This is a genomic window from Neisseria subflava (assembly GCF_005221305.1).
Taxonomy (GTDB): Bacteria; Pseudomonadota; Gammaproteobacteria; order Burkholderiales; family Neisseriaceae; genus Neisseria; species Neisseria subflava.
In genome coordinates, this window is sequence record NZ_CP039887.1 from 1,017,382 (window position 1) to 1,036,877 (window position 19,496).

The 19,496-nt window shown below is 50.7% G+C and carries 20 protein-coding genes; 10 read left to right on the forward strand and 10 right to left on the reverse strand.

Annotation, left to right across the window (positions count from 1 at the left end; translation table 11 throughout):
• Nucleotides 1–79 precede the first annotated feature (79 nt).
• The 5 genes from trpE (at nucleotide 80) to mutL (ending at nucleotide 5,798) form a co-directional block, all read left to right on the forward strand.
• Nucleotides 80–1,555: an anthranilate synthase component I gene (trpE, locus tag FAH66_RS04970; protein WP_137040877.1), complete on the forward strand. Its 1,476-nt coding sequence runs from the start codon at nucleotides 80–82 to the stop codon at nucleotides 1,553–1,555.
• Nucleotides 1,552–2,097, forward strand: a complete 546-nt coding sequence (locus FAH66_RS04975; protein WP_137040878.1) for a DUF1643 domain-containing protein — start codon at nucleotides 1,552–1,554, stop codon at nucleotides 2,095–2,097. The genes trpE and FAH66_RS04975 overlap by 4 nt, the downstream gene beginning before the upstream one ends.
• A complete protein-coding gene (locus tag FAH66_RS04980; protein ID WP_137040879.1) occupies nucleotides 2,094–3,230 on the forward strand; it encodes a 5-(carboxyamino)imidazole ribonucleotide synthase in 1,137 nt (378 codons plus the stop codon). Before FAH66_RS04975 ends, FAH66_RS04980 begins: the two co-directional genes overlap by 4 nt.
• A 72-nt stretch (nucleotides 3,231–3,302) precedes the next feature.
• Nucleotides 3,303–3,785 carry a GNAT family N-acetyltransferase gene (locus tag FAH66_RS04985; RefSeq protein ID WP_003683615.1) on the forward strand — a complete coding sequence of 161 codons (483 nt, stop codon included), beginning with the start codon at nucleotides 3,303–3,305 and terminating at the stop codon, nucleotides 3,783–3,785.
• A gap of 36 nt (nucleotides 3,786–3,821) precedes the next feature.
• On the forward strand, nucleotides 3,822–5,798 hold the full coding sequence (gene mutL / locus FAH66_RS04990; protein ID WP_137040880.1) for a DNA mismatch repair endonuclease MutL: 1,977 nt from the start codon (nucleotides 3,822–3,824) through the stop codon (nucleotides 5,796–5,798).
• Nucleotides 5,799–5,854: 56 nt separating this feature from the next.
• Here mutL and kdsA read toward each other — a convergent pair whose 3' ends face one another.
• The 3 genes from kdsA to FAH66_RS05005 all read right to left on the reverse strand — a co-directional run bounded on the left by kdsA (nucleotide 5,855) and on the right by FAH66_RS05005 (nucleotide 8,775).
• A complete protein-coding gene (kdsA, locus tag FAH66_RS04995) occupies nucleotides 5,855–6,697 on the reverse strand; it encodes a 3-deoxy-8-phosphooctulonate synthase (protein WP_107723130.1) in 843 nt (280 codons plus the stop codon).
• Nucleotides 6,698–6,771: 74 nt separating this feature from the next.
• Nucleotides 6,772–7,155, reverse strand: a complete 384-nt coding sequence (panD, locus tag FAH66_RS05000) for an aspartate 1-decarboxylase (RefSeq protein ID WP_003678944.1) — start codon at nucleotides 7,153–7,155, stop codon at nucleotides 6,772–6,774.
• Nucleotides 7,156–7,233: 78 nt separating this feature from the next.
• Entirely contained in the window at nucleotides 7,234–8,775 is a 1,542-nt protein-coding gene (locus tag FAH66_RS05005; RefSeq protein ID WP_137040881.1) for a YdgA family protein, read from the reverse strand.
• Nucleotides 8,776–8,950: 175 nt separating this feature from the next.
• Here FAH66_RS05005 and FAH66_RS05010 point away from each other — a divergent pair, with 175 nt between their 5' ends.
• Nucleotides 8,951–9,541, forward strand: coding sequence for an aminodeoxychorismate/anthranilate synthase component II (locus tag FAH66_RS05010; RefSeq protein ID WP_137040882.1), 591 nt, complete (start codon nucleotides 8,951–8,953; stop codon nucleotides 9,539–9,541).
• Nucleotides 9,542–9,629: 88 nt separating this feature from the next.
• A complete protein-coding gene (trpD, locus tag FAH66_RS05015) occupies nucleotides 9,630–10,658 on the forward strand; it encodes an anthranilate phosphoribosyltransferase (RefSeq protein ID WP_137040883.1) in 1,029 nt (342 codons plus the stop codon).
• A 63-nt stretch (nucleotides 10,659–10,721) separates the two neighbouring features.
• On the opposite strand, the gene FAH66_RS05020 is transcribed toward trpD, so the two are convergent.
• The 6 genes from FAH66_RS05020 to FAH66_RS05045 form a co-directional block, all read right to left on the reverse strand.
• Complete coding sequence (locus FAH66_RS05020) at nucleotides 10,722–10,970, reverse strand: CsbD family protein (RefSeq protein ID WP_208648090.1); 249 nt, start codon at nucleotides 10,968–10,970, stop codon at nucleotides 10,722–10,724.
• A 121-nt stretch (nucleotides 10,971–11,091) separates the two neighbouring features.
• The gene (locus tag FAH66_RS05025) at nucleotides 11,092–11,658 is read right to left on the reverse strand and encodes an SGNH/GDSL hydrolase family protein (RefSeq protein ID WP_137040885.1); all 567 of its coding nucleotides are present in this window, start codon (nucleotides 11,656–11,658) and stop codon (nucleotides 11,092–11,094) included.
• A 122-nt stretch (nucleotides 11,659–11,780) separates the two neighbouring features.
• On the reverse strand, nucleotides 11,781–12,038 hold the full coding sequence (locus FAH66_RS05030) for a hypothetical protein (RefSeq protein WP_137040886.1): 258 nt from the start codon (nucleotides 12,036–12,038) through the stop codon (nucleotides 11,781–11,783).
• Nucleotides 12,039–12,132: 94 nt separating this feature from the next.
• Nucleotides 12,133–12,642: an SMI1/KNR4 family protein gene (locus FAH66_RS05035; protein ID WP_137040887.1), complete on the reverse strand. Its 510-nt coding sequence runs from the start codon at nucleotides 12,640–12,642 to the stop codon at nucleotides 12,133–12,135.
• Between the two features lie 14 nt (nucleotides 12,643–12,656).
• Nucleotides 12,657–14,822 carry a heavy metal translocating P-type ATPase gene (locus tag FAH66_RS05040; protein WP_137040888.1) on the reverse strand — a complete coding sequence of 722 codons (2,166 nt, stop codon included), beginning with the start codon at nucleotides 14,820–14,822 and terminating at the stop codon, nucleotides 12,657–12,659.
• 150 nt (nucleotides 14,823–14,972) lie between these two features.
• Nucleotides 14,973–15,182: a heavy-metal-associated domain-containing protein gene (locus FAH66_RS05045; protein WP_137040889.1), complete on the reverse strand. Its 210-nt coding sequence runs from the start codon at nucleotides 15,180–15,182 to the stop codon at nucleotides 14,973–14,975.
• Nucleotides 15,183–15,326: 144 nt separating this feature from the next.
• On the opposite strand from FAH66_RS05045, the gene FAH66_RS05050 reads away from it, so the two are divergent.
• The 3 genes from FAH66_RS05050 (at nucleotide 15,327) to FAH66_RS05060 (ending at nucleotide 18,837) form a co-directional block, all read left to right on the forward strand.
• A complete protein-coding gene (locus tag FAH66_RS05050) occupies nucleotides 15,327–16,499 on the forward strand; it encodes a sugar transporter (RefSeq protein ID WP_137040890.1) in 1,173 nt (390 codons plus the stop codon).
• A gap of 294 nt (nucleotides 16,500–16,793) precedes the next feature.
• A complete protein-coding gene (locus FAH66_RS05055; RefSeq protein ID WP_137040891.1) occupies nucleotides 16,794–18,209 on the forward strand; it encodes an SLC13 family permease in 1,416 nt (471 codons plus the stop codon).
• Nucleotides 18,210–18,327: 118 nt separating this feature from the next.
• Nucleotides 18,328–18,837 carry a peptidylprolyl isomerase gene (locus tag FAH66_RS05060; protein WP_070632836.1) on the forward strand — a complete coding sequence of 170 codons (510 nt, stop codon included), beginning with the start codon at nucleotides 18,328–18,330 and terminating at the stop codon, nucleotides 18,835–18,837.
• Between the two features lie 76 nt (nucleotides 18,838–18,913).
• On the opposite strand, the gene FAH66_RS05065 is transcribed toward FAH66_RS05060, so the two are convergent.
• Complete coding sequence (locus FAH66_RS05065) at nucleotides 18,914–19,411, reverse strand: YbhB/YbcL family Raf kinase inhibitor-like protein (RefSeq protein ID WP_070749591.1); 498 nt, start codon at nucleotides 19,409–19,411, stop codon at nucleotides 18,914–18,916.
• Nucleotides 19,412–19,496 lie beyond the last annotated feature (85 nt).

Genomic DNA, 19,496 nt, shown 5'->3' on the forward strand with positions numbered 1-19,496 from the left:
TGTCAACAATCCCAATAAAATGCTATACTCTTCACACGATTTAACACCCTAAAACAGGCCGTCTGAAAGACTTATCAAGATGATCAGCAAACAAGAATACCAAGCCCAAGCCGCACAAGGTTACAACCGCATTCCACTCGTTCAAGAGCTGCTTGCCGACTTGGACACACCGCTCTCAATCTACCTCAAACTTGCCAACAAGCCTTTCACCTACCTGCTTGAATCCGTTGTCGGCGGCGAACGTTTCGGCCGCTATTCCTTTATCGGCCTGCCTTGCAGCTACTATCTCAAAGTCAGTGGCAAACACGTCGATGTTTATCAAAACGGCGAAATCGTCGAGCAACACGACGGCAATCCGCTGCCATTTATCGAAGCCTTTCACAACCGCTTCAAAACGCCTGAAATCCCAAGTCTGCCGCGCTTTACCGGCGGCCTAGTCGGCTACTTCGGTTACGAAACCATCTACAATTTCGAACACTTTGCCCACCGCCTGAAAAACAACGCCAAAGCCGACCCGCTCGGCACGCCCGATATTTTGCTGATGTTGTCGCAAGAATTGGCGGTTATCGACAATTTGAGCGGCAAAATCCACCTCATCGTTTACGCCGATCCCTCGCAGCCCGACGGCTACGAACGCGCCCGCGAACGACTCGAAGACATCCGCACCCAGTTGCGCCAAAGCTGCGCCATCCCGCTTTCCCTCGGCAGCAAACACACCGAAGCCGTCAGCGAATTCGGCGAAGAGCCGTTCAAAGCCTGCGTCAACAAAATCAAAGACTACATCTTCGCAGGCGACTGTATGCAGGTCGTCCCCAGCCAGCGCATGAGCATGGAATTCACCGACAGCCCGCTTGCCCTCTACCGCGCTCTGCGCACGCTCAACCCTTCGCCTTACCTCTTTTACTACGATTTCGGCGATTTCCATATTGTCGGCTCCTCCCCCGAAATCCTCGTCCGCCGCGAACGCGACGATGTCATCGTCCGCCCTATCGCCGGCACACGCCTGCGCGGCAAAACACCAGCCGAAGACCTCGCCAACGAACAAGACCTGCTGAGCGATGCCAAAGAAATTGCCGAACACGTCATGTTGATTGATTTAGGACGCAACGACGTCGGCCGCATCAGTAAAACCGGCGAAGTCAAAGTCACCGACAAAATGGTGATTGAAAAATACTCCCATGTAATGCACATCGTTTCCAACGTCGAAGGCCGTCTGAAAGACGGTATGACCAACATGGATATCCTCGCCGCCACCTTCCCGGCAGGTACACTTTCCGGCGCACCCAAAGTCCGCGCCATGGAAATCATCGAAGAAGTCGAACCCAGCAAACGCGGCATCTATGGCGGCGCCGTCGGCGTATGGGGTTTCAACAACGACATGGACTTAGCAATCGCCATCCGCACCGCCGTAGTGAAAAACAATACCCTATACATCCAAAGCGGCGCAGGCATCGTTGCCGACTCCGACCCGACTTCCGAATGGCAGGAAACGCAGAATAAGGCCCGAGCTGTGGTTCTGGCGGCGCAGATGGTGCAGGAGGGGTTGGATAAATGACTTATGAAAAACTTTATGAGCTTCGCCAAACACTCAGACCGACTACCAAAGATGGTCTCTATACAGATAATGAAAAAAATCGAGAAATCCTAACGGTTAGATGGAGCGGCAACACAGAAAATCCTAAAAATTTCTCAGCTGTTGCTATAGGAATTAATCCAAGTAAAGCAAATGATGAAAGAAGCGACAAAACCCTTACCCAACTTGCACGTTTCTTGGATATGTACGGTTTTACCAACTTCAAAATGTTAAATATTTTTTCCAGTTACTCTACACAGCAAACAGGAATTAGGGCAAACACCCAAACCGATTTTTCCAAATTTAAAGGATGTTTGGAAGATGCTGATATGATTGTTCTTGCATGGGGTACAGACCGCGGTGCTTATAAGGATGAAAAAAACAGAATACTGGAATTTCTAAAAACAGAAAAATTTATGGAAAAAGTATTCTGTATTTCTGAAACTGGTAATTCCAGCGATACAAGACATCCGTCAAGAATTAGTTATAGATATCAACTTGTACAATTTGAAGAATCAGCATGAAAAACATATCTCTTTCTCCGCCCGCAATGCTCGGCATCCTCGGTGGCGGCCAATTAGGCAGAATGTTTACCGTTGCCGCCAAAACCATGGGCTACAAAGTAACCGTTCTCGACCCCGATCCGAACGCGCCGGCGGCGGAATTTGCCGACCGCCATTTGTGCGCGCCGTTTGACGACCAAGCCGCTTTGGAAGAATTGGCAAAATGCGCGGCGGTTACGACCGAGTTTGAAAACGTCAATGCCGACGCGATGCGCTTTCTGGCAAAGCATACCAACGTTTCTCCGAGCGGCGACTGCGTTGCCATCGCGCAAAACCGTATTCAGGAAAAAGCGTGGATACGCAAAGCGGGATTGCAAACCGCGCCGTATCAGGTGGTTTGCCGTTCAGACGACATCAGCGACGAAAGCGCGCAATTTTTGCCCGGCATCCTGAAAACGGCGACTTTGGGCTACGACGGCAAAGGTCAAATCCGCGTCAAAACGGTGGACGAACTTAAAACCGCGTTTGCCGAACACGGCGGCGTGGATTGCGTTTTGGAAAAAATGGTGGATTTGCGCGGCGAGATTTCCGTTATCGTATGCCGTCTGAACAATGAAAACGTGCAAACCTTCGATCCTGCTGAAAACATCCACGAAAACGGCATCTTGGCTTATTCCATCGTCCCTGCGCGGCTGAGTGCCGACGTGCAGCAACAGGCGCGGCAGATGGCGCAGCGCTTGGCGGACGAATTGGATTATGTCGGCGTGTTGGCGGTGGAAATGTTCGTCGTCGGCGACACGCATGAATTGGTCGTCAACGAAATCGCCCCGCGCCCGCACAATTCCGGCCACCATACGCTGGATGCCTGCGCCGCAGACCAGTTCCAGCAGCAGGTACGCATTATGTGCAATCTGCCGCCTGCTGATACCAAATTGCTGACTTCTTGCTGTATGGCGAATATTTTGGGCGACGTTTGGAAGGAAGACGGCGGCGAACCCGAATGGCTGCCGCTGCAAAGCAACCCGAATACGCATCTGCATCTTTACGGCAAAAAAGCCGCACGCAAAGGCCGAAAAATGGGCCACTTTACCGTCTTGGCCAACGATGCGGACAACGCGTTCCAAACCGCACAAACCTTACATCAAAGCCTGTAACCTTACCCACTTTTTTCAGACGGCCTTTGATTGCAAAAGGCCGTCTGAAATCAATTTTTCCGACCATCCGCCATGAGCCTTCTGACCATCCTCCGTCCGGCAACCGAAAAAGACTGCCAAGCTATACACAACGCCCATCTGCATGCCGTTCAATACGCCTGCATTCGCTGTTATGATGAAACTATTATGCACACATGGGAAAGTCTGCTCGACATCAACAGCTATTTGGAAACCATCTCCGATAAAAACAAAGCCTTGTGGGTGGTCGAATACAAAGGGCTGATTCAAGGCTTTTTCCAAGTCGATTTCAAAGAAGCGCAACTGGACGCCTTATACGTCCATCCGCTCTTCCACAATCTCGGCTTGGGTACGGCCCTGCTCAGCCGCGCCGAAGAAATGGCACGAAATGCAGGCCTCAGCTTTCTCAAACTGTATGCCTCGCTCAATTCCGTGCCTTTCTATCGCCTCAATCGTTATGAATCGCTCGGTACTGCCGTGTTGCAGCTGAACAAAACCGTCCGTGTCGAATGCGAATTGATGCGCAAATACCTGTAATTTTCCCTTCCGCCGTTGCTTTTTTGAAAGAAACCGATGTCCCGAATTGCCGCACTGCCCGACCATCTTGTCAACCAAATCGCCGCCGGAGAAGTGGTTGAACGCCCTGCCAACGCTCTGAAAGAAATCGTTGAAAACAGTATTGACGCAGGCGCGACAGCGATTGATGTCGAGCTGGCCGGCGGCGGTATCCGCCTGATTCGCGTCAGCGACAACGGCAGCGGCATCCACTCAGACGACATCGAGCTTGCGCTCCACCGCCACGCCACCAGCAAAATCAAAACCTTAAACGATTTGGAACACGTTGCCAGTATGGGCTTTCGTGGCGAAGGTTTGGCCAGTATCGCCTCAGTCAGCCGCCTGACCCTGACCAGCCGTCAAGAAGACAGTTCACACGCGACCCAAGTCAAAGCAGAAGACGGCAAACTCAGCAGCCCCACCGCCGCCGCCCACCCCGTCGGCACCACCATCGAAGCTGCCGAACTCTTCTTCAATACCCCTGCACGGCGCAAGTTCCTCAAATCCGAAAACACCGAATACGCCCACTGCGCCACCATGCTCGAACGTCTTGCGCTGGCGCATCCGCACATTGCCTTCTCACTCAAACGCGACGGCAAACAAGTGTTCAAACTTCCTGCACAAAGCCTGCATGAACGTATTGCCGCCATTGTCGGCGATGATTTTCAGACGGCCTCATTGGAAATTGACAGCGGCAATGGCGCATTGCGGCTCTATGGCGCGATTGCCAAGCCGACCTTTGCCAAAGGTAAAACCGACAAACAATACTGCTTCGTCAACCATCGCTTCGTGCGCGACAAAGTCATGCTTCATGCCGTCAAGCAGGCATACCGAGACGTATTGCACAACGCGCTGACGCCTGCTTTCGTCCTCTTCCTCGACCTGCCGCCCGAAGCCGTGGATGTCAACGTCCACCCGACCAAAACCGAAATCCGCTTCCGCGACAGCCAGCAGGTGCACCAACTCGTGTTCCACACGCTCAACAAAGCCCTTGCCGACACACGCGCCGACCTGACCGAAAGCGTCAGCAACGCAGGCGAAGTGTTGCATGACATTACCGGCGTTACTCCTGCCCCAATGCCGTCTGAAAATGACAGCGAAAATCTGTTTGATAGCTCATCCAACTACCCGACGGGCAAAAAAACCGATACACGCAATGCCTTTGGTTCATCAGGCAAAACCGCGCCTATGCCTTACCAAGCCGCGCGTGCGCCGCAACAACGCAGCCTGTCTCTGCGCGAAAGCCGCGCAGCCATGAATACTTATGCCGAGCTCTACAAAAAAACCGACGACATCGACCTTGAGTTGAGCCAATTCGAGCAGGCACGTTTCGGTAATATGCCGTCTGAAACGCCTACTCCCAAAACAGATAAGCAATGTTCAGACGGCCTTCCCTCCCAATCCGAACTGCCGCCGCTCGGCTTTGCCATCGCCCAACTATTAGGCATCTACATCCTCGCCCAAGCCGAAGACAGCCTGCTGCTCATCGACATGCACGCCGCCGCCGAACGCGTCAACTACGAAAAAATGAAACGCCAACGTCAGGAAAACGGCAATCTACAAAGCCAGCGCCTGCTTATTCCCGTAACCTTTGCCGCGTCCCACGAAGAATGCGCCGCCCTTGCCGATCATGCCGAAATGCTGACAGGCTTTGGCTTGGAATTGTCCGACATGGGCGGCAATACCCTTGCCGTCCGCGCAGTTCCTGCCATGCTCGGTAAAGCCGACGTCGTTTCGCTGGCCAAAGATGTATTGGGCGAACTCGCCCAAGTCGGCAGCAGCCAAACCATCGAAGAACACGAAAACCACATCCTCGCCACCATGTCCTGCCACGGCTCAGTCCGCGCCGGCCGCCAACTGACCTTGCCAGAAATGAATGCGCTCCTGCGCGATATGGAAAACACGCCGCGCAGCAACCAGTGTAACCACGGCCGTCCGACATGGGTCAAACTGACTTTAAAAGAATTGGATGCGTTGTTTTTACGCGGACAGTAACGCCGATAAAAAGGCCGTCTGAAAATGCTTTCAGACGGCCTTTCAACTATTCGCCCTTAACGAATATCCATAGGTGCAAACGATTTCACGGTTTCATCAATCGCTTTAACACGGGTCAGGAAGTCTTCCAATTGGGCAAGCGGCAATGCGCTTGGTCCATCGCATTTGGCTTGGTCGGGATTGGCATGAGATTCAAGGAACAAACCGGCCAATCGGGTTGCCATACCGGCAAGTGCCAAGTCCAATACTTGGGCGCGACGTCCGCCTGATGCAGCGGCACCGGATTCGCGCGTTTGCAGGGAATGGGTTACGTCAAAAATAACGGGCAGGTTGTTACACGTTTTTTTCATCACGCCAAAGCCGAGCATATCGACCACCAAATTGTCGTAGCCGAAGTTTGCGCCGCGTTCGCACAAAATGATTTGCTCGTTGCCTGCTTCTTGGAATTTCTCCACAATGTTTTTCATTTGAGACGGGCTGAGGAATTGCGGTTTTTTGATGTTGATGACATTGCCGGTTTTCGCCATTGCCACCACCAAATCGGTTTGGCGCGCCAAGAAGGCAGGCAGCTGGATGACATCGCAGACTTCGGCAACCGGTTGGCATTGGTAAGGCTCGTGAACGTCGGTAATCACGGGAACGTTAAACTCGCGTTTCACCGCTTGAAAAATCTTCATGCCTTCGTCCAGGCCCACACCGCGGAAAGAGTGAATAGAAGAGCGGTTTGCCTTGTCGAAAGAGGCTTTGAACACATAAGGAATGCCGAGTTTATTGGTGACTTTAACGTATTGCTCACAGGCTTTCAGCGTAGAGTCGAGGTCTTCAAGGACATTGATGCCGCCGAAAAGGGTAAAGGGCGCATCGTTGCTGACGGTGATATTGTTGATTTGGATATTCACGGCAAAACCTTTCAGATAAGTTGAATTTGGGAAACAGGCCGTCTGAAACATTTCAGACGGCCTTTGTTTGAATATTACAACACGGTGTGCGGCGGCTCATAAGAAATCACGTCGCGGATTTTATTGTTCTCATCGACGAGGACGACTTTCGGCTCATGCGCTGCAATTTCGGGTTCGGACAACATGACATAAGACATGATAATCACGATGTCGCCTTTTTGAACCAAACGCGCGGCCGCGCCATTGAGGCAAACGACGCCGCTGCCGCGTTCGCCGGGGATGGTGTAGGTTTCAAGACGTTCGCCGTTGTTATTGTTGACGATGGCGACTTTTTCGTTAACGCAAATACCTGCCGCATCCAGCAGGTCTTGGTCAACGGTAATGCTGCCGACGTAGTTGAGGTCGGCTTCGGTAACGGTGGCACGGTGGATTTTGCCGCCGAGCATGGTACGGAACATGGGTTTCCTTTTTGATTGTGGGTTGATTTGCGGTTTTAACTTCTGAGAAGTTAAAACCGCTGTTTGTGTGATTGAGGATTAGTTATTGGGAAAGTCTGCTTCGTCAAACTCGGGTTCCGGATCGCTTTGAAGGACTTTTCCGTTTAATTTCAACTCGCTGTTTTGCAAAGTCAGATGGGTTTTGACATTATCGTCTTCTAAGGTCAGATATTTCTCGCTTGCCATGCTTTTGATGGTACTGTCCACCATCAGGCGCAAGGTTTCGTTAATATCGTCGATGCTGGCGCGGCCTGCGGCTTCATCTTCGGCATTGACGCTAAACAGGCTGCTTGCTTGGTTGACGGCGAGCTGCTCCAACAATTTTTGCGGTACGCTCATATTGAAGTCGGCTTCGGTTTTCTTCAGCATATCGCCCAAATTGTTGAGGTCTTTGGCTGCCAAACCTTTAAACGCAAGTTTGCCGCTGACATCGACATCGCCATGAGGCATGGTGAATTTGAAGGTTTTAACGTTTAAAACCGGATTATTGGTAAACAGGCCTGAAGCCTCGTTTTTGGCCGTCTGAATCAGGGAAGCCTGAATTTCTTCTTCGCTCATTTTCTTCACGGACACTTCGGCAATTTTGTTTTTCAATGCCAGAAGTGATGCGGCATCCAAATGCTCGGCAGCAACATTGATGTCCAGAGGGCCGTATTTGTCTTCGCCATAAGTCAGGCTTTCAAATTGGAAGCGGCCTTCGCTGTTGATGAATTTATCGACTTCGCCGGTTTGTGTATCGAAACGCAGTTTGCTGACTTCGATTTTAGACGGAGCAATCGTGCCGGTCGGATTGATGAATGCACCGATTTGCAGATTGGTCACAAGGTTGACCAGTTCGTTCAACTTAACGTTGTAATCGATGTTTTCTTTCCATTGCAGCAGGAATTTATCCAGCGTAATGCTGCTCTTGCCCAAAGAAAGCTTGGTCAGGCCGTCTTCCGTTTCGGATTGGAAGCGCAGGTTTTCCAAAGACACATCGCCTTTGTCGGCCAATTTGACTTGTAAAGACGGCGCAAGGTAATCGTGGCGGTAGCTTTTGAAGCCTTGGCTGTAATCGGTATTGCCGCCAAAGCCTTTCCAGTTGAGCTTGATACCGGAAAGCTCTTCATAGTCGAAGGCAGGGATATTGAGGCTGAGTTTGCCGTCGCCGGAAAGATAAACCGTATTGGTCATGGTCAACGGCGTTTGCTGGCCGAAGAAGCGGTCCAAAACTTTTTTGGTTTCCGGATGGTATTGGAACTCGGTTTCCACGTGTGCACGCGTGCCGAAGCCGCCGGCAAACGGGCCGTGTGTCACATGGTTGATGACCGTAATCGGCTCTTGCAGGACGGTTTTCAAATTGTCCGGCAGGTATTTTTGGGTATTTTGAAGCAGGGTCGGTTTGAGGCGGATGACGGTCGTCTCGGTTGAACTGAACCAGCCGCGATCGTATTGGTGGGACTCAACGGTCAGGAAACCGGATTCCTGCAACAGCTTTTGTTGCTCGGTCAGGCTTTCTTCCGCTTTGACACCAAGATAATAAGGCGTGCCGAGCGCAGCGGCGACAACGACGGCGGCAGTCGGGATAAGATACTTTTTCATCACTTCAAACAGATTAGGTTCAAAGCGTAAAGCATAGCATTTTTTAGCTGTTTTGTCTTATCCGCCTTTTCAGACGGCCTTTAGGTAAAGATTGTGATATTATGCAAACATAAACGATTTTTACACTTTTGGCAGGCCTTACCCTGACTGCCAAAATGTCATTAAAGGTTTGCAAATGCTTTTATTCATTGATAATTACGACAGCTTCACCTACAACATCGTCCAATACTTTGCCGAATTGGGGCAGGAAGTTTTGGTACGTTGCAACGATGAAATCACCATCGAAGAAATCGAAGCCCTGAAACCGCAATATCTGGTCATCGGCCCCGGCCCTTGTTCCCCTAAGGAAGCAGGCATTTCTGTTGCAGCCATGCAGCACTTTGCCGGTAGGCTGCCCGTCATGGGCGTGTGCCTTGGCCATCAAACCATGGGCGAAGCGTTCGGCGGCAATGTCGTGCGCGCGCAAACAATGATGCACGGCAAAGTCTCCCCCGTTTTCCATCACGGCACAGGCATGTTTAAAGACCTGCCCAATCCGGTCAACTGCACGCGCTACCACAGCCTGGCCATCGACCGCGCCACCCTGCCCGACTGCCTCGAAATTACCGCGCGGACGGAAGACGGCGAAATCATGGGCGTACGCCACAAAGAATATGCCGTCGAAGGCGTACAGTTCCACCCCGAAGCCCTGCTGACCGAACACGGCCACGATATGCTGAAAAACTTCCTGGAAGAATTCAAAGACTATCGTCCGCAAAAATCTTAATGAAAGGCCGTCTGAAATGTGTTTGACAGTGTTCAAACCGCATTTTCAGACGGCCTGAATCACATCGGACACGAACAAAGGAAAAATCATGATTACCCCTCAACAAGCGATTGAACGCCTCATCAGCAACAACGAACTTTTCTACGATGAAATGACCGACCTCATGCGCCAAATCATGAGCGGCCAAGTTCCGCCCGAGCAAATCGCCGCCATTCTGACCGGCCTGCGGATTAAAGTTGAAACCGTTTCCGAGATTACCGCCGCAGCCAGCGTGATGCGCGAATTTGCCACTAAAGTGCCGCTGGAAAACGCCGATGACTTGGTCGATATTGTCGGCACAGGCGGCGACGGTGCCAAAACTTTCAATATTTCCACGACTTCCATGTTTGTCGCGGCTGCGGCAGGCGCGAAAGTCGCCAAACACGGCGGCCGCTCCGTTTCTTCATCCAGCGGCGCTGCCGATGTCATGGAACAAATGGGCACCAACCTCAACCTCAACCCCGAACAGGTCGCCCAAAGCATTCAGCAAACCGGCATCGGCTTTATGTTCGCACCCAACCATCACAGCGCCATGCGCTATGTTGCCCCCGTCCGCCGTTCGCTCGGCTTCCGCAGCATCTTCAATATCTTGGGCCCGCTGACCAATCCTGCCGGCGCGGCAAACCAACTCTTGGGCGTGTTCCACATCGACTTGTGCGGCATTCTTTCCCGCGTATTGCAACAGCTTGGCTCCAAACATGTTTTGGTTGTGTGCGGCGAAGGCGGTTTGGATGAAATCACGCTGACCGGCAAAACCCGCGTTGCCGAACTGAAAGACGGCAAAATCACCGAATACGACATCAGCCCAGCCGATTTCGGCATGGAAGTCCGCCGCAATTTAGACGAAATCAAAGTCGAAAACGCGCAAGAATCCCTGCAAAAAATGAACGAAGTGTTGGACGGCAAAGCCGGTGCCGCACGCGATATCGTCGTCCTTAATGCCGCTGCCGCGCTCTATGCAGGAAATGTGATTGCTTCGCTGGCGGATGGTGTCAAAGCCGCTCAAGAAGCCATCGACTCCGGCAAAGCCAAAGCCAAAAAAGACGAATTTATCGAATTTGGCAAACAGTTTGCCTAAGCTTTAAAACCATAAACAAAGGCCGTCTGAAAATCTTTCAGACGGCCTTTTATTCTTTAAATATTAAAATTTGCTTTTAATATCATTAATCAAGCTTTCAGCTTTTTCTTTGGCTTCATCAACCAAATGCTCGGCTTCTTCTTTGCCTTTTTGCAAAACATCGCCGACTTTTTCTTCAATGTCGCCGACCACTTCTTTTACTTTGCCAATTCCTTGTTGAACCAAGCCCTCAGCTTCAAGTTTAGCATTGCCGGATACATCTCCAGCCACTTCTTTTACTTTACCGCTGATTTTATCTAATTCGCCGCTCATGGTCATACTCCTGGATTAAATGTTGATAAGAATTAGTGCTGCATTACCTGATATTGGGAACTTTGCTTTAGCTTTAAAGGCCGTCTGAAAGCCAAAACATGACAAAACGAGTTAAGTAGGGTTAGTCCATCTGTTTCAATATTGCTTCGGCTACTGCCTTGCCTATCATCTTACTGCCGAACTCATTGAAATGAAGTCCGTCACACAGCATCACATCAGTCAAATCCTGCCCAAACATCAGACTGTATAAATCATTGACGGCAAAACCATATTGCCTTGCCAAATCCTCAGCCACACGGTTATAGGCCTTCAAGTCGGCCAGATAACGGCGCGAGGGTTTGACGATATTGTGTACGCTTTCCAAAAAGGGCGTGCTGCTCGCCCAAATAATTTTTGCACCTATCTGTTTCAGATAATCGAAAATTCGGGTCAGGTTGTTGCGGTAGGTGTCTATATCGGCCACCGGCTCATTACAGCCTTGATTGTGGCGGATGTCATGCAAACCGCAGTTGATGTGGATAATGTCTCCCACAGTCGCGCCCTCTGTCCATTGCCCGATATGCTCTAGCACATCATACGACGAGCGGCAGTTTTCCGATGGAGAAACAATATCCGCCTCAGGCAAAGCGGCGCGTGTGTAAGGCTCCGATGCAAGCCGAACGGAATCGCCGATTAAGTAAACGGTCATTTTTGTTCTCCTCCCTTTATTTGAACCAACAGCAAGGCCGTCTGAAATATTACTTATATTATTATAAGAGTGCTATTTCAGACGGCCTTAACTTCAGTCAAATTCTATCGTTAAATCATAAATTAATGCTGACTGTTTTTATAAAAATCAATTAATTGCTTGGCCTGCAACATGGGTAGGCCAAAATGGTCGCTCACGACTTTCAAATCCTTCCACTCCTGACCAGTCAGATTTTGCCCAACCCATTTGAGGTTTTCCGGATTGCTTTTGATTTTCTCAAAATACGCCTGCTTGCGTTTCCAGTTGCGCGACCACACCAGCAACATGGTAAAAATACATAAAACAATCAATACAATATTGGTCAACAACATCATGTCCATACGACATACTCCCGCTTAGGTCTCAAAATCAGAAAATATGGATTAAAGGCCGTCTGAAAAAACGATATTTCAGACGGCCTCAATATTATTACGCTCAATCCAACATTATCTCTTTAGCCAATACTTCAGCCAGCGTATTGCCAACTGGGATAAGCTCATCACTACTTTCGCCGAGATTACCTGATGAGCTCATCACAACCTGCGGAGGAAGGTCGGGTTGTCTGAAATCATAGCAGTAAAACACACCTCCTCCATCGAACGCGATTGGCATCAAATTAGGAGCGTAATGCCAAAACTGATAGATAAAATAGAATGATACGACTTCAGCAGGTGAAAAATAACCAAAATCCTGCTGATTCCCCAAGATACCGCCGTTTACAGAATACTGCCAAAGCTGCATCAGCTCATCTGGGATAAAAAAATGCTTTGGCAAACAAAATCCTGTGGCATTCAGTTGATCAGCATGGATTTCAAGAAGCCGTAATGAGTCTGCCCGTTCGCTCTCAGGCAGAGGGGCATGGAATGCGGCGATATCACTTGCAGTAGCTGGATTTTCTTTACTATAAAACTCAAAAGGCTGATACCACAATGCTTTATTTTCCATTTGATTTTTCCATATCACTCAATATTCACCCGTTTCAGGCGCAAGGCATTGCTCAACACGGAAACCGAGCTTGCCGCCATTGCCGCACCTGCGATGACGGGATTTAAAAAGCCAAGCGCGGCGAGCGGAATACCCAAGATATTGTAGAAGAAGGCGAAAAACAGGTTTTGCTTGATGTTTTTCAAAGTCGCCTGCGATACCAACAGGGCATCGGCGAGTTGGTTGACCGAATGCTGCATCAGCGTGGCGGAGGCGGTGTGTTCGGCAACGTCCGCACCGCCTTTCATGGCGAAGCTGACGTTGGCGGCGGCGAGTGCGGGCGCGTCGTTGATGCCGTCGCCGACCATTGCCACGGTTTTGCCGGCGGCTTTGAGTTTCTGCACTTCGGCGGCTTTGTCGCGCGGACTCATGTTACCGAAGGCGTGTGTGATGCCCAACTGTTTGGCGACGTATTCGACCGTGCCTTGGTTGTCGCCGCTCATGATATAGACATCGATATTGTGTTTCTTCAGACGGCCTATGGCTTCGGCGGTATCGGCTTTCAACGCGTCGGCAAGTGCGAATGCGCCGATGGGTTTGCCGTTGGCGGAAACGGCGACGATACTTGCGATGCGCCAGACGTCGTCTGAAAGGTTTTCAGGCAACTTTAATTCGGTAAAATCAAGTTTGCCTGCTTTCACCAAACCTATGCCTTCGACTTCGGCGGTAATGCCTGCGCCGACAACGGTTTGCGCGTTTTGTGCGGCGGGAATCTCCAAGCCGCGCGCTTGGGCGGCGGAGACGATGGCGCGGGCGAGCGGGTGGGCGGCGTTTTGTTCGACGGCGGCGGCGATGCGGTACAAAGCGTCTTCGTCAAAGCCGTTGTCGGGCACGCAATAGACGGCGGCAACCTGCGGCCTGCCTTCGGTCAGCGTGCCGGTTTTGTCCAACACGACGGCATCGACGTGGGCGGCTTCTTCCATCGCCGCCGCGTCTTTAAACCAAATGCCGTGTTTCACCGCTTTGCCCATGCCGACCATAATCGCGGCGGGCGTTGCCAGACCGAGCGCGCACGGGCAGGCAATCACCAAAACGGCAACGGCGTGCATCAGCGCAATCGTCCAATCGCCTTTCATCAGCCAAGTGGCAATAAAAGTCAGAAGCGCGATGCCCACGACGGCAGGCACGAACACCGCCGCCGCCTTGTCCGCCACGCGCGCAATCGGCGCTTTGCTGCCTTGCGCTTCGGAGAGCGCGTTCATCATGTCGCCGAGCAGGGTTTGGCTGCCGAGCTGCGTAGCGCGGTACACCACGCTGCCTTCGGTCATCAGCGCACCCGCCAACACTTTGCCACCCGCCTTTTTCTCTTCGGGATTGGATTCGCCGGTGAGGTGGCTCTCGTCCGCCCAGCCGCTGCCGCTCTCGATAATGCCGTCGGCAGCGATGCGTTCGCCGTGATTGGCGCGGATAAGGTCGCCGATTTGCACTTGGTCGATGGGCAGTTGTTTCCATTCTCCGTCTCGCTGCACGTTGACTTGGGTCGGCGTGAGTTTCAGCAGCAGACCCAAGCTGTTGAGGCTGGATTTTTTGGTGCGGTGTTCCAAAAATTTGCCCAACGACACAAAACCGATCACCATCACGCCTACTTCAAAATACACGTGTGCCATGCCGTGCGCCGCGTGCGTGCTGAAAAACAGCATATAAACGGAATACAGGTAAATCGATACCGTGCCGATGGTAACCAGCACATCCATGTTCGCCAACCCGCCCTTAATGCTTGCCCACGCGCTTTTGTAAAACGGCACCGCCAGCCAAAGCTGCACCACGCTTGCCAGCACAAATTGCCATACAGGCGGAATCATCCAATCGTGCCGCCCGATCATCATGCCTGCCATGCCGATTAAGAACGGGATATTAATGGCCAGCAAAAGCCACAGCCTCCAGCCGATATGGTGTTCTGCTTCAGCTTGCGGCAGCGCGTCTTCCGTTTTTTCTTTTGCACCGTAACCGGTTTTCTTGATGATTTTGGCGATGTCGGCGGCGGAGGTTTGGCTGTCGTCAAACACCACCTGCGCCTCCTCGCTGGCGAAGTTCACCCCCGCCGATTCGACAAAGTCTTTTTTGTTCAACACTTTCTCAATGCGCGAAGCGCAGGCCTGACAGGTCATGCCTTCGATTTGGAAACGGACTTTTTGTTGCATGGCAAAGCCTCCTATTGATTGTTTGACGCGTGTTTTTTGTGTTTATGTATTATCAAACGAAAACGACATAATGGCAAAAAGTAAGTTATCAAGAGACAAAGGCCGTCTGAAGCGTTTCAGACGGCCTTTATTCAAAAATACGCTTATCGGTTACAAAGCCACATCATAGCCGCCGTCTTCTACGGCATCAATCAGCGCGTCGGTATCTGTCTTGCTTTCATCAAAAGTAATCACTGCATTTTTGTTTTCCAAGTTGACTTCTGCTTTTTCCACGCCTTCTACGCCTTCCAAAAGACGGGTTACGCTTTTCACGCAGCCGCCGCAGGTCATGCCGTCGATATTGAGGGTAACAGTTTGCATTTGTATTTCCTTTCATTCAAACAAATATAGTTGCCAAATACTTTACTCCTTACACAAACAGCTTGCAAATTCTTCATTAAGGCCGTCTGAAAAATGCAGATAGGCGTACAATAACGCCCTTTGCTTCATCAAACGGACATAATAATGACTTCAACATTCAAACAATGGGTTAGCGTATGCGCTCTGGCGGTGGGGGCGTTTATTTTCAATACCACCGAATACATTCCGATTGCGCTTTTGAGCGACATCGGTCAGAGCTTTGACAAACCGGCAACGGAAGTGGGCATGATGATTACGGTGTATGCGTGGATTGTTGCGCTCCTATCGCTGCCGCTGATGCTGATGACGAAAAACATCGAACGGCGCAAATTATTGCTGATGCTGTTTGCACTGTTTGCGCTGTTTCACGCGCTGTCGTTCTTTTCTTGGAACTTCAACATCCTCTTGGTCAGCCGTATCGGGATTGCGCTGACACACGCGGTATTTTGGTCGATTACGGCTTCTTTGGCGGTACGGCTTGCGCCCACCGGCAAAACCAATCAGGCTCTGGGCTTGCTCAGTACGGGTACGGTTTTGGCGATGGTTTTGGGCATTCCGCTGGGGCGCGTGATCGGGCAATACTTCGGCTGGCAGCTCAGTTTCCTGCTGATCGGCGTCTGCGCTGCCGGCGTAATGCTGGTGTTGGCCAAAAATCTGCCTGCTTTACCCAGCCAAAATACCGGCTCTTTAAGCAGCCTGCCGAGTTTGTTCAAGCGCCGCAATCTGATGCTGCTTTATGCAATGACGGTGTTGATTATTACGGCACATTTCACGGCATACAGCTATATCGAGCCTTTTGTGTTGCAAGTTGGCGGATTTAAGGCTGAACAAGTCACCATCGTTTTGAGCCTGTACGGTTTGGCAGGCTTCGCCGCTTCTTATCTGTTTGGCAAATGGTTTGCCAAATCGCAACGCCTGTTTATGCTTGGCGCGGTGGCGGTCATCCTGCTCTCCGCCCTGCTGCTTCTGCCGTTTGCCTCTTTCCCTTATGCGGTGTACGCGCTGGTGTTTATTTGGGGCGTGGCCATCGTCATCGTCAGCTTGGGCATGGTGTCGAAAGTCTTGGCATTTGCCTCGGATGCAACAGATGTGGCCAACTCGATTTATTCAGGTTTGTACAATGTCGGCATCGGCGGCGGTGCGCTTTTGGGGCATTATGTAACCGTCTGGTTCGGCCTTTCCAATATCGGCATTGCCGGAGCCTTGCTAGCGGCGGCTGGTTTAGCCGTTTGCGGTTTGTTGTTTAAGGAACAAGACAATCTGGCGCAAAACGTTTAAATCCATATAAATCAGGATAGTATTACTGATTCTGTCGTAATTTTGGCAGTTTTACCGATTCTGCCGTAATTTTGGCAGTTTTACCGATTTGTCCTGATTCTTACTAACTCACGATGGGTCTTTATTCCGCCGGATAAGCAGTTTTCTTGCTGCTTATCCGGTTTTCATTTCATTTTTAAAAAATAATTTACAATTTGTTTACACTACATTAAATTACAAATATACTGTTACCTATTAGGCCGTCTGAACGTACGGCTGAAAAGAAAAACCAATCATGTTTCAGAGGAATACATCATGGACTTAAACGCCAAGGATAAGACTCAGCATCCTGAAAACGTCGAGCTTCTCAGTGCGCAGAAGCCGATTACCGACTTCAAAGGGCTGCTGACGACCATTATCTCTGCTGTTGTCTGCTTCGGCATTTATTACATTCTTCCCTACAGTACCGATGCCAACAAAGGTATCGCGCTGTTGCTTTTCGTTGCGGCACTTTGGTTTACCGAAGCCGTACACATTACCGTTACCGCGCTGATGATCCCTATCCTTGCCGTTGTACTCGGCCTCCCGGATATGGACATCAAAAAAGCAATGGCAGGTTTCTCCGACCCGACGATTTACATCTTCTTCGGTGGCTTTGCGCTTGCAACCGCCCTGCACATGCAGCGTCTCGACCGTAAAATCGCCGTCAGCCTGTTGCGCCTGTCCCGCGGCAATATGAAAGTTGCCGTATTGATGCTGTTTGCCGTTACCGCCTTCCTGTCTATGTGGATCAGTAACACTGCGACTGCCGCGATGATGCTGCCTTTGGCAATGGGTATGATGAGCCACCTCGACCAAGAAAAAGAACGCAAAACCTACGTTTTCGTCCTGCTCGGTATCGCCTACTGCGCCAGTATCGGCGGTTTGGGTACCGTGGTCGGTTCTCCTCCGAACATGATTGCCGCCAAAGCGCTGAACTTGGACTTCGTCGGCTGGATGAAGCTCGGCTTGCCGATGATGCTGTTGATTCTGCCGCTGATGCTGTTTTCCATGTACGTCATCCTCAAACCTAATTTGAACGAGCGCGTGGAAGTTAAAGCCGAATCTATCCCTTGGACTTTGCACCGCGTTATCGCGCTGTTGATTTTCTTGGCCGCTGCCATCGCTTGGGTATTCAGCTCCAAAATCAAAGCCGCATTCGGTATTTCCAACCCTGATACCGTTATCGCCCTGATTGCCGCCGTTGCCGTCGTCGTATTCGGCGTGGCGCAATGGAAAGAAGTTGCCCGCAATACCGACTGGGGTGTATTGATGCTCTTCGGTGGCGGTATCAGCTTGAGCGCATTGCTGCAATCTTCCGGCGCATCTGAAGCATTGGGTCAGCAAGTTGCTTCCACGTTCTCCCATTCTCCTGCATTGCTGGTGATTTTCGTGGTTGCCACCTTCATCATCTTCCTGACCGAGTTCACCAGTAACACGGCTTCCGCCGCCCTGCTTGTGCCTATTTTCGCCAGCATCGCCGCGCAAATGGGCCTGCCGGAACAAGTCTTGGTATTCGTCATCGGTGTAGGCGCATCTTGTGCCTTCATGCTGCCGGTTGCCACACCACCTAACGCGATTGTGTTTGGTACAGGCTTAATCAAACAACGCGAAATGATGAATGTCGGCTTATTGCTGAACATCCTCTGCGTGGTACTGGTTGCTCTGTGGGCTTATGTTGTACTGATGTAAACCATCGACCCAAACAACAAGGCCGTCTGAAAGAATATTTTTCAGACGGCCTTGAAGTTTCTCGTTCAGACACAATTTAACGAATGATTCAAAACCGGATTCTAACGAAAGGAAACCCATGATTATCCTGCACACCAACAAAGGCGACATCACAATCGAACTCGATTTCGACAAAGCCCCCGTTACTGCTAAAAACTTCGAGCAATACGTTAAAGACGGCTTCTACGACGGCGTAATCTTCCACCGCGTCATCAAAGGCTTCATGATTCAAGGCGGCGGCATGGATGAAAACATGAACGAAAAAGAAACCCGCGATCCGATTCAAAACGAAGCGTCCAACGGTTTGCCTAACGAAAAATACACCATCGCCATGGCGCGTACTTCCGATCCTCATTCTGCCAGCGCGCAATTCTTCATCAACACCGCCGACAACGCTTTCCTGAACTTCCGTTCTAAAGAGCTGTACGGCAAAACCGTAGTCCAAGACTGGGGCTATGCCGTATTCGGTAAAGTCGTTGACGGTTTTGACGTTGTCGATGCCATCGAAGGCGTTTCTACCAAACGTCACGGCTACCACGACGACGTACCGAGCGAGCCTGTCATCATCACTAAAGCCGAAGTGGTTTAACTGATTTGATTTCCCATAAAAACAGCCTGTCCGAATTAAAACCAGACAGGCTGTTTTTCAATAATGACGCATACCGTCACACATCATAAGTACCGACCACGCATGCCGAATCCAACACATGGCCCTGTATGGCAAAATGCAACTCATTAAAGCGGAAACCGCGCGGTAAATCCAAAACGGTATCCAGCGCGTACACAATCAGTTCATAACGATGTCGGTTGTTCGGTGGCGCCATACCGCCGTAAAAAGAAGCCTCTTCGATTTCAAATTTACCCAACGCACTCGCCCAAGTGTTCGCGCCCTGTGTGAAATCTGTTGCAGAAATACTCTCATTTTCTGCCACTGAAGTGCGTTTCAAATCCGAAATCAACCAATGCGTCCATACGAAGCCGGATGCTGAAATGGCATCTTTGTCTTCCAACACCACGGCAAACGATTTTGTTCCTTCTGGCGCATCTTCGATTTCAAAAGGAATCGAATAAGAAGGCATACCGCTCGGGCTGAACTGACTGCCGCGCTTGCCGTATTTGTCTTCAAATTCACCGTTGACAATAGCTTTACTGCTGACTTTCATCTTATATCTCCCAATAGTAGGTTGGTTCATTCTAACAAACACCAAGGCCGTCTGAAAGATACTGCCGTTTTCACTTTCCCGATGC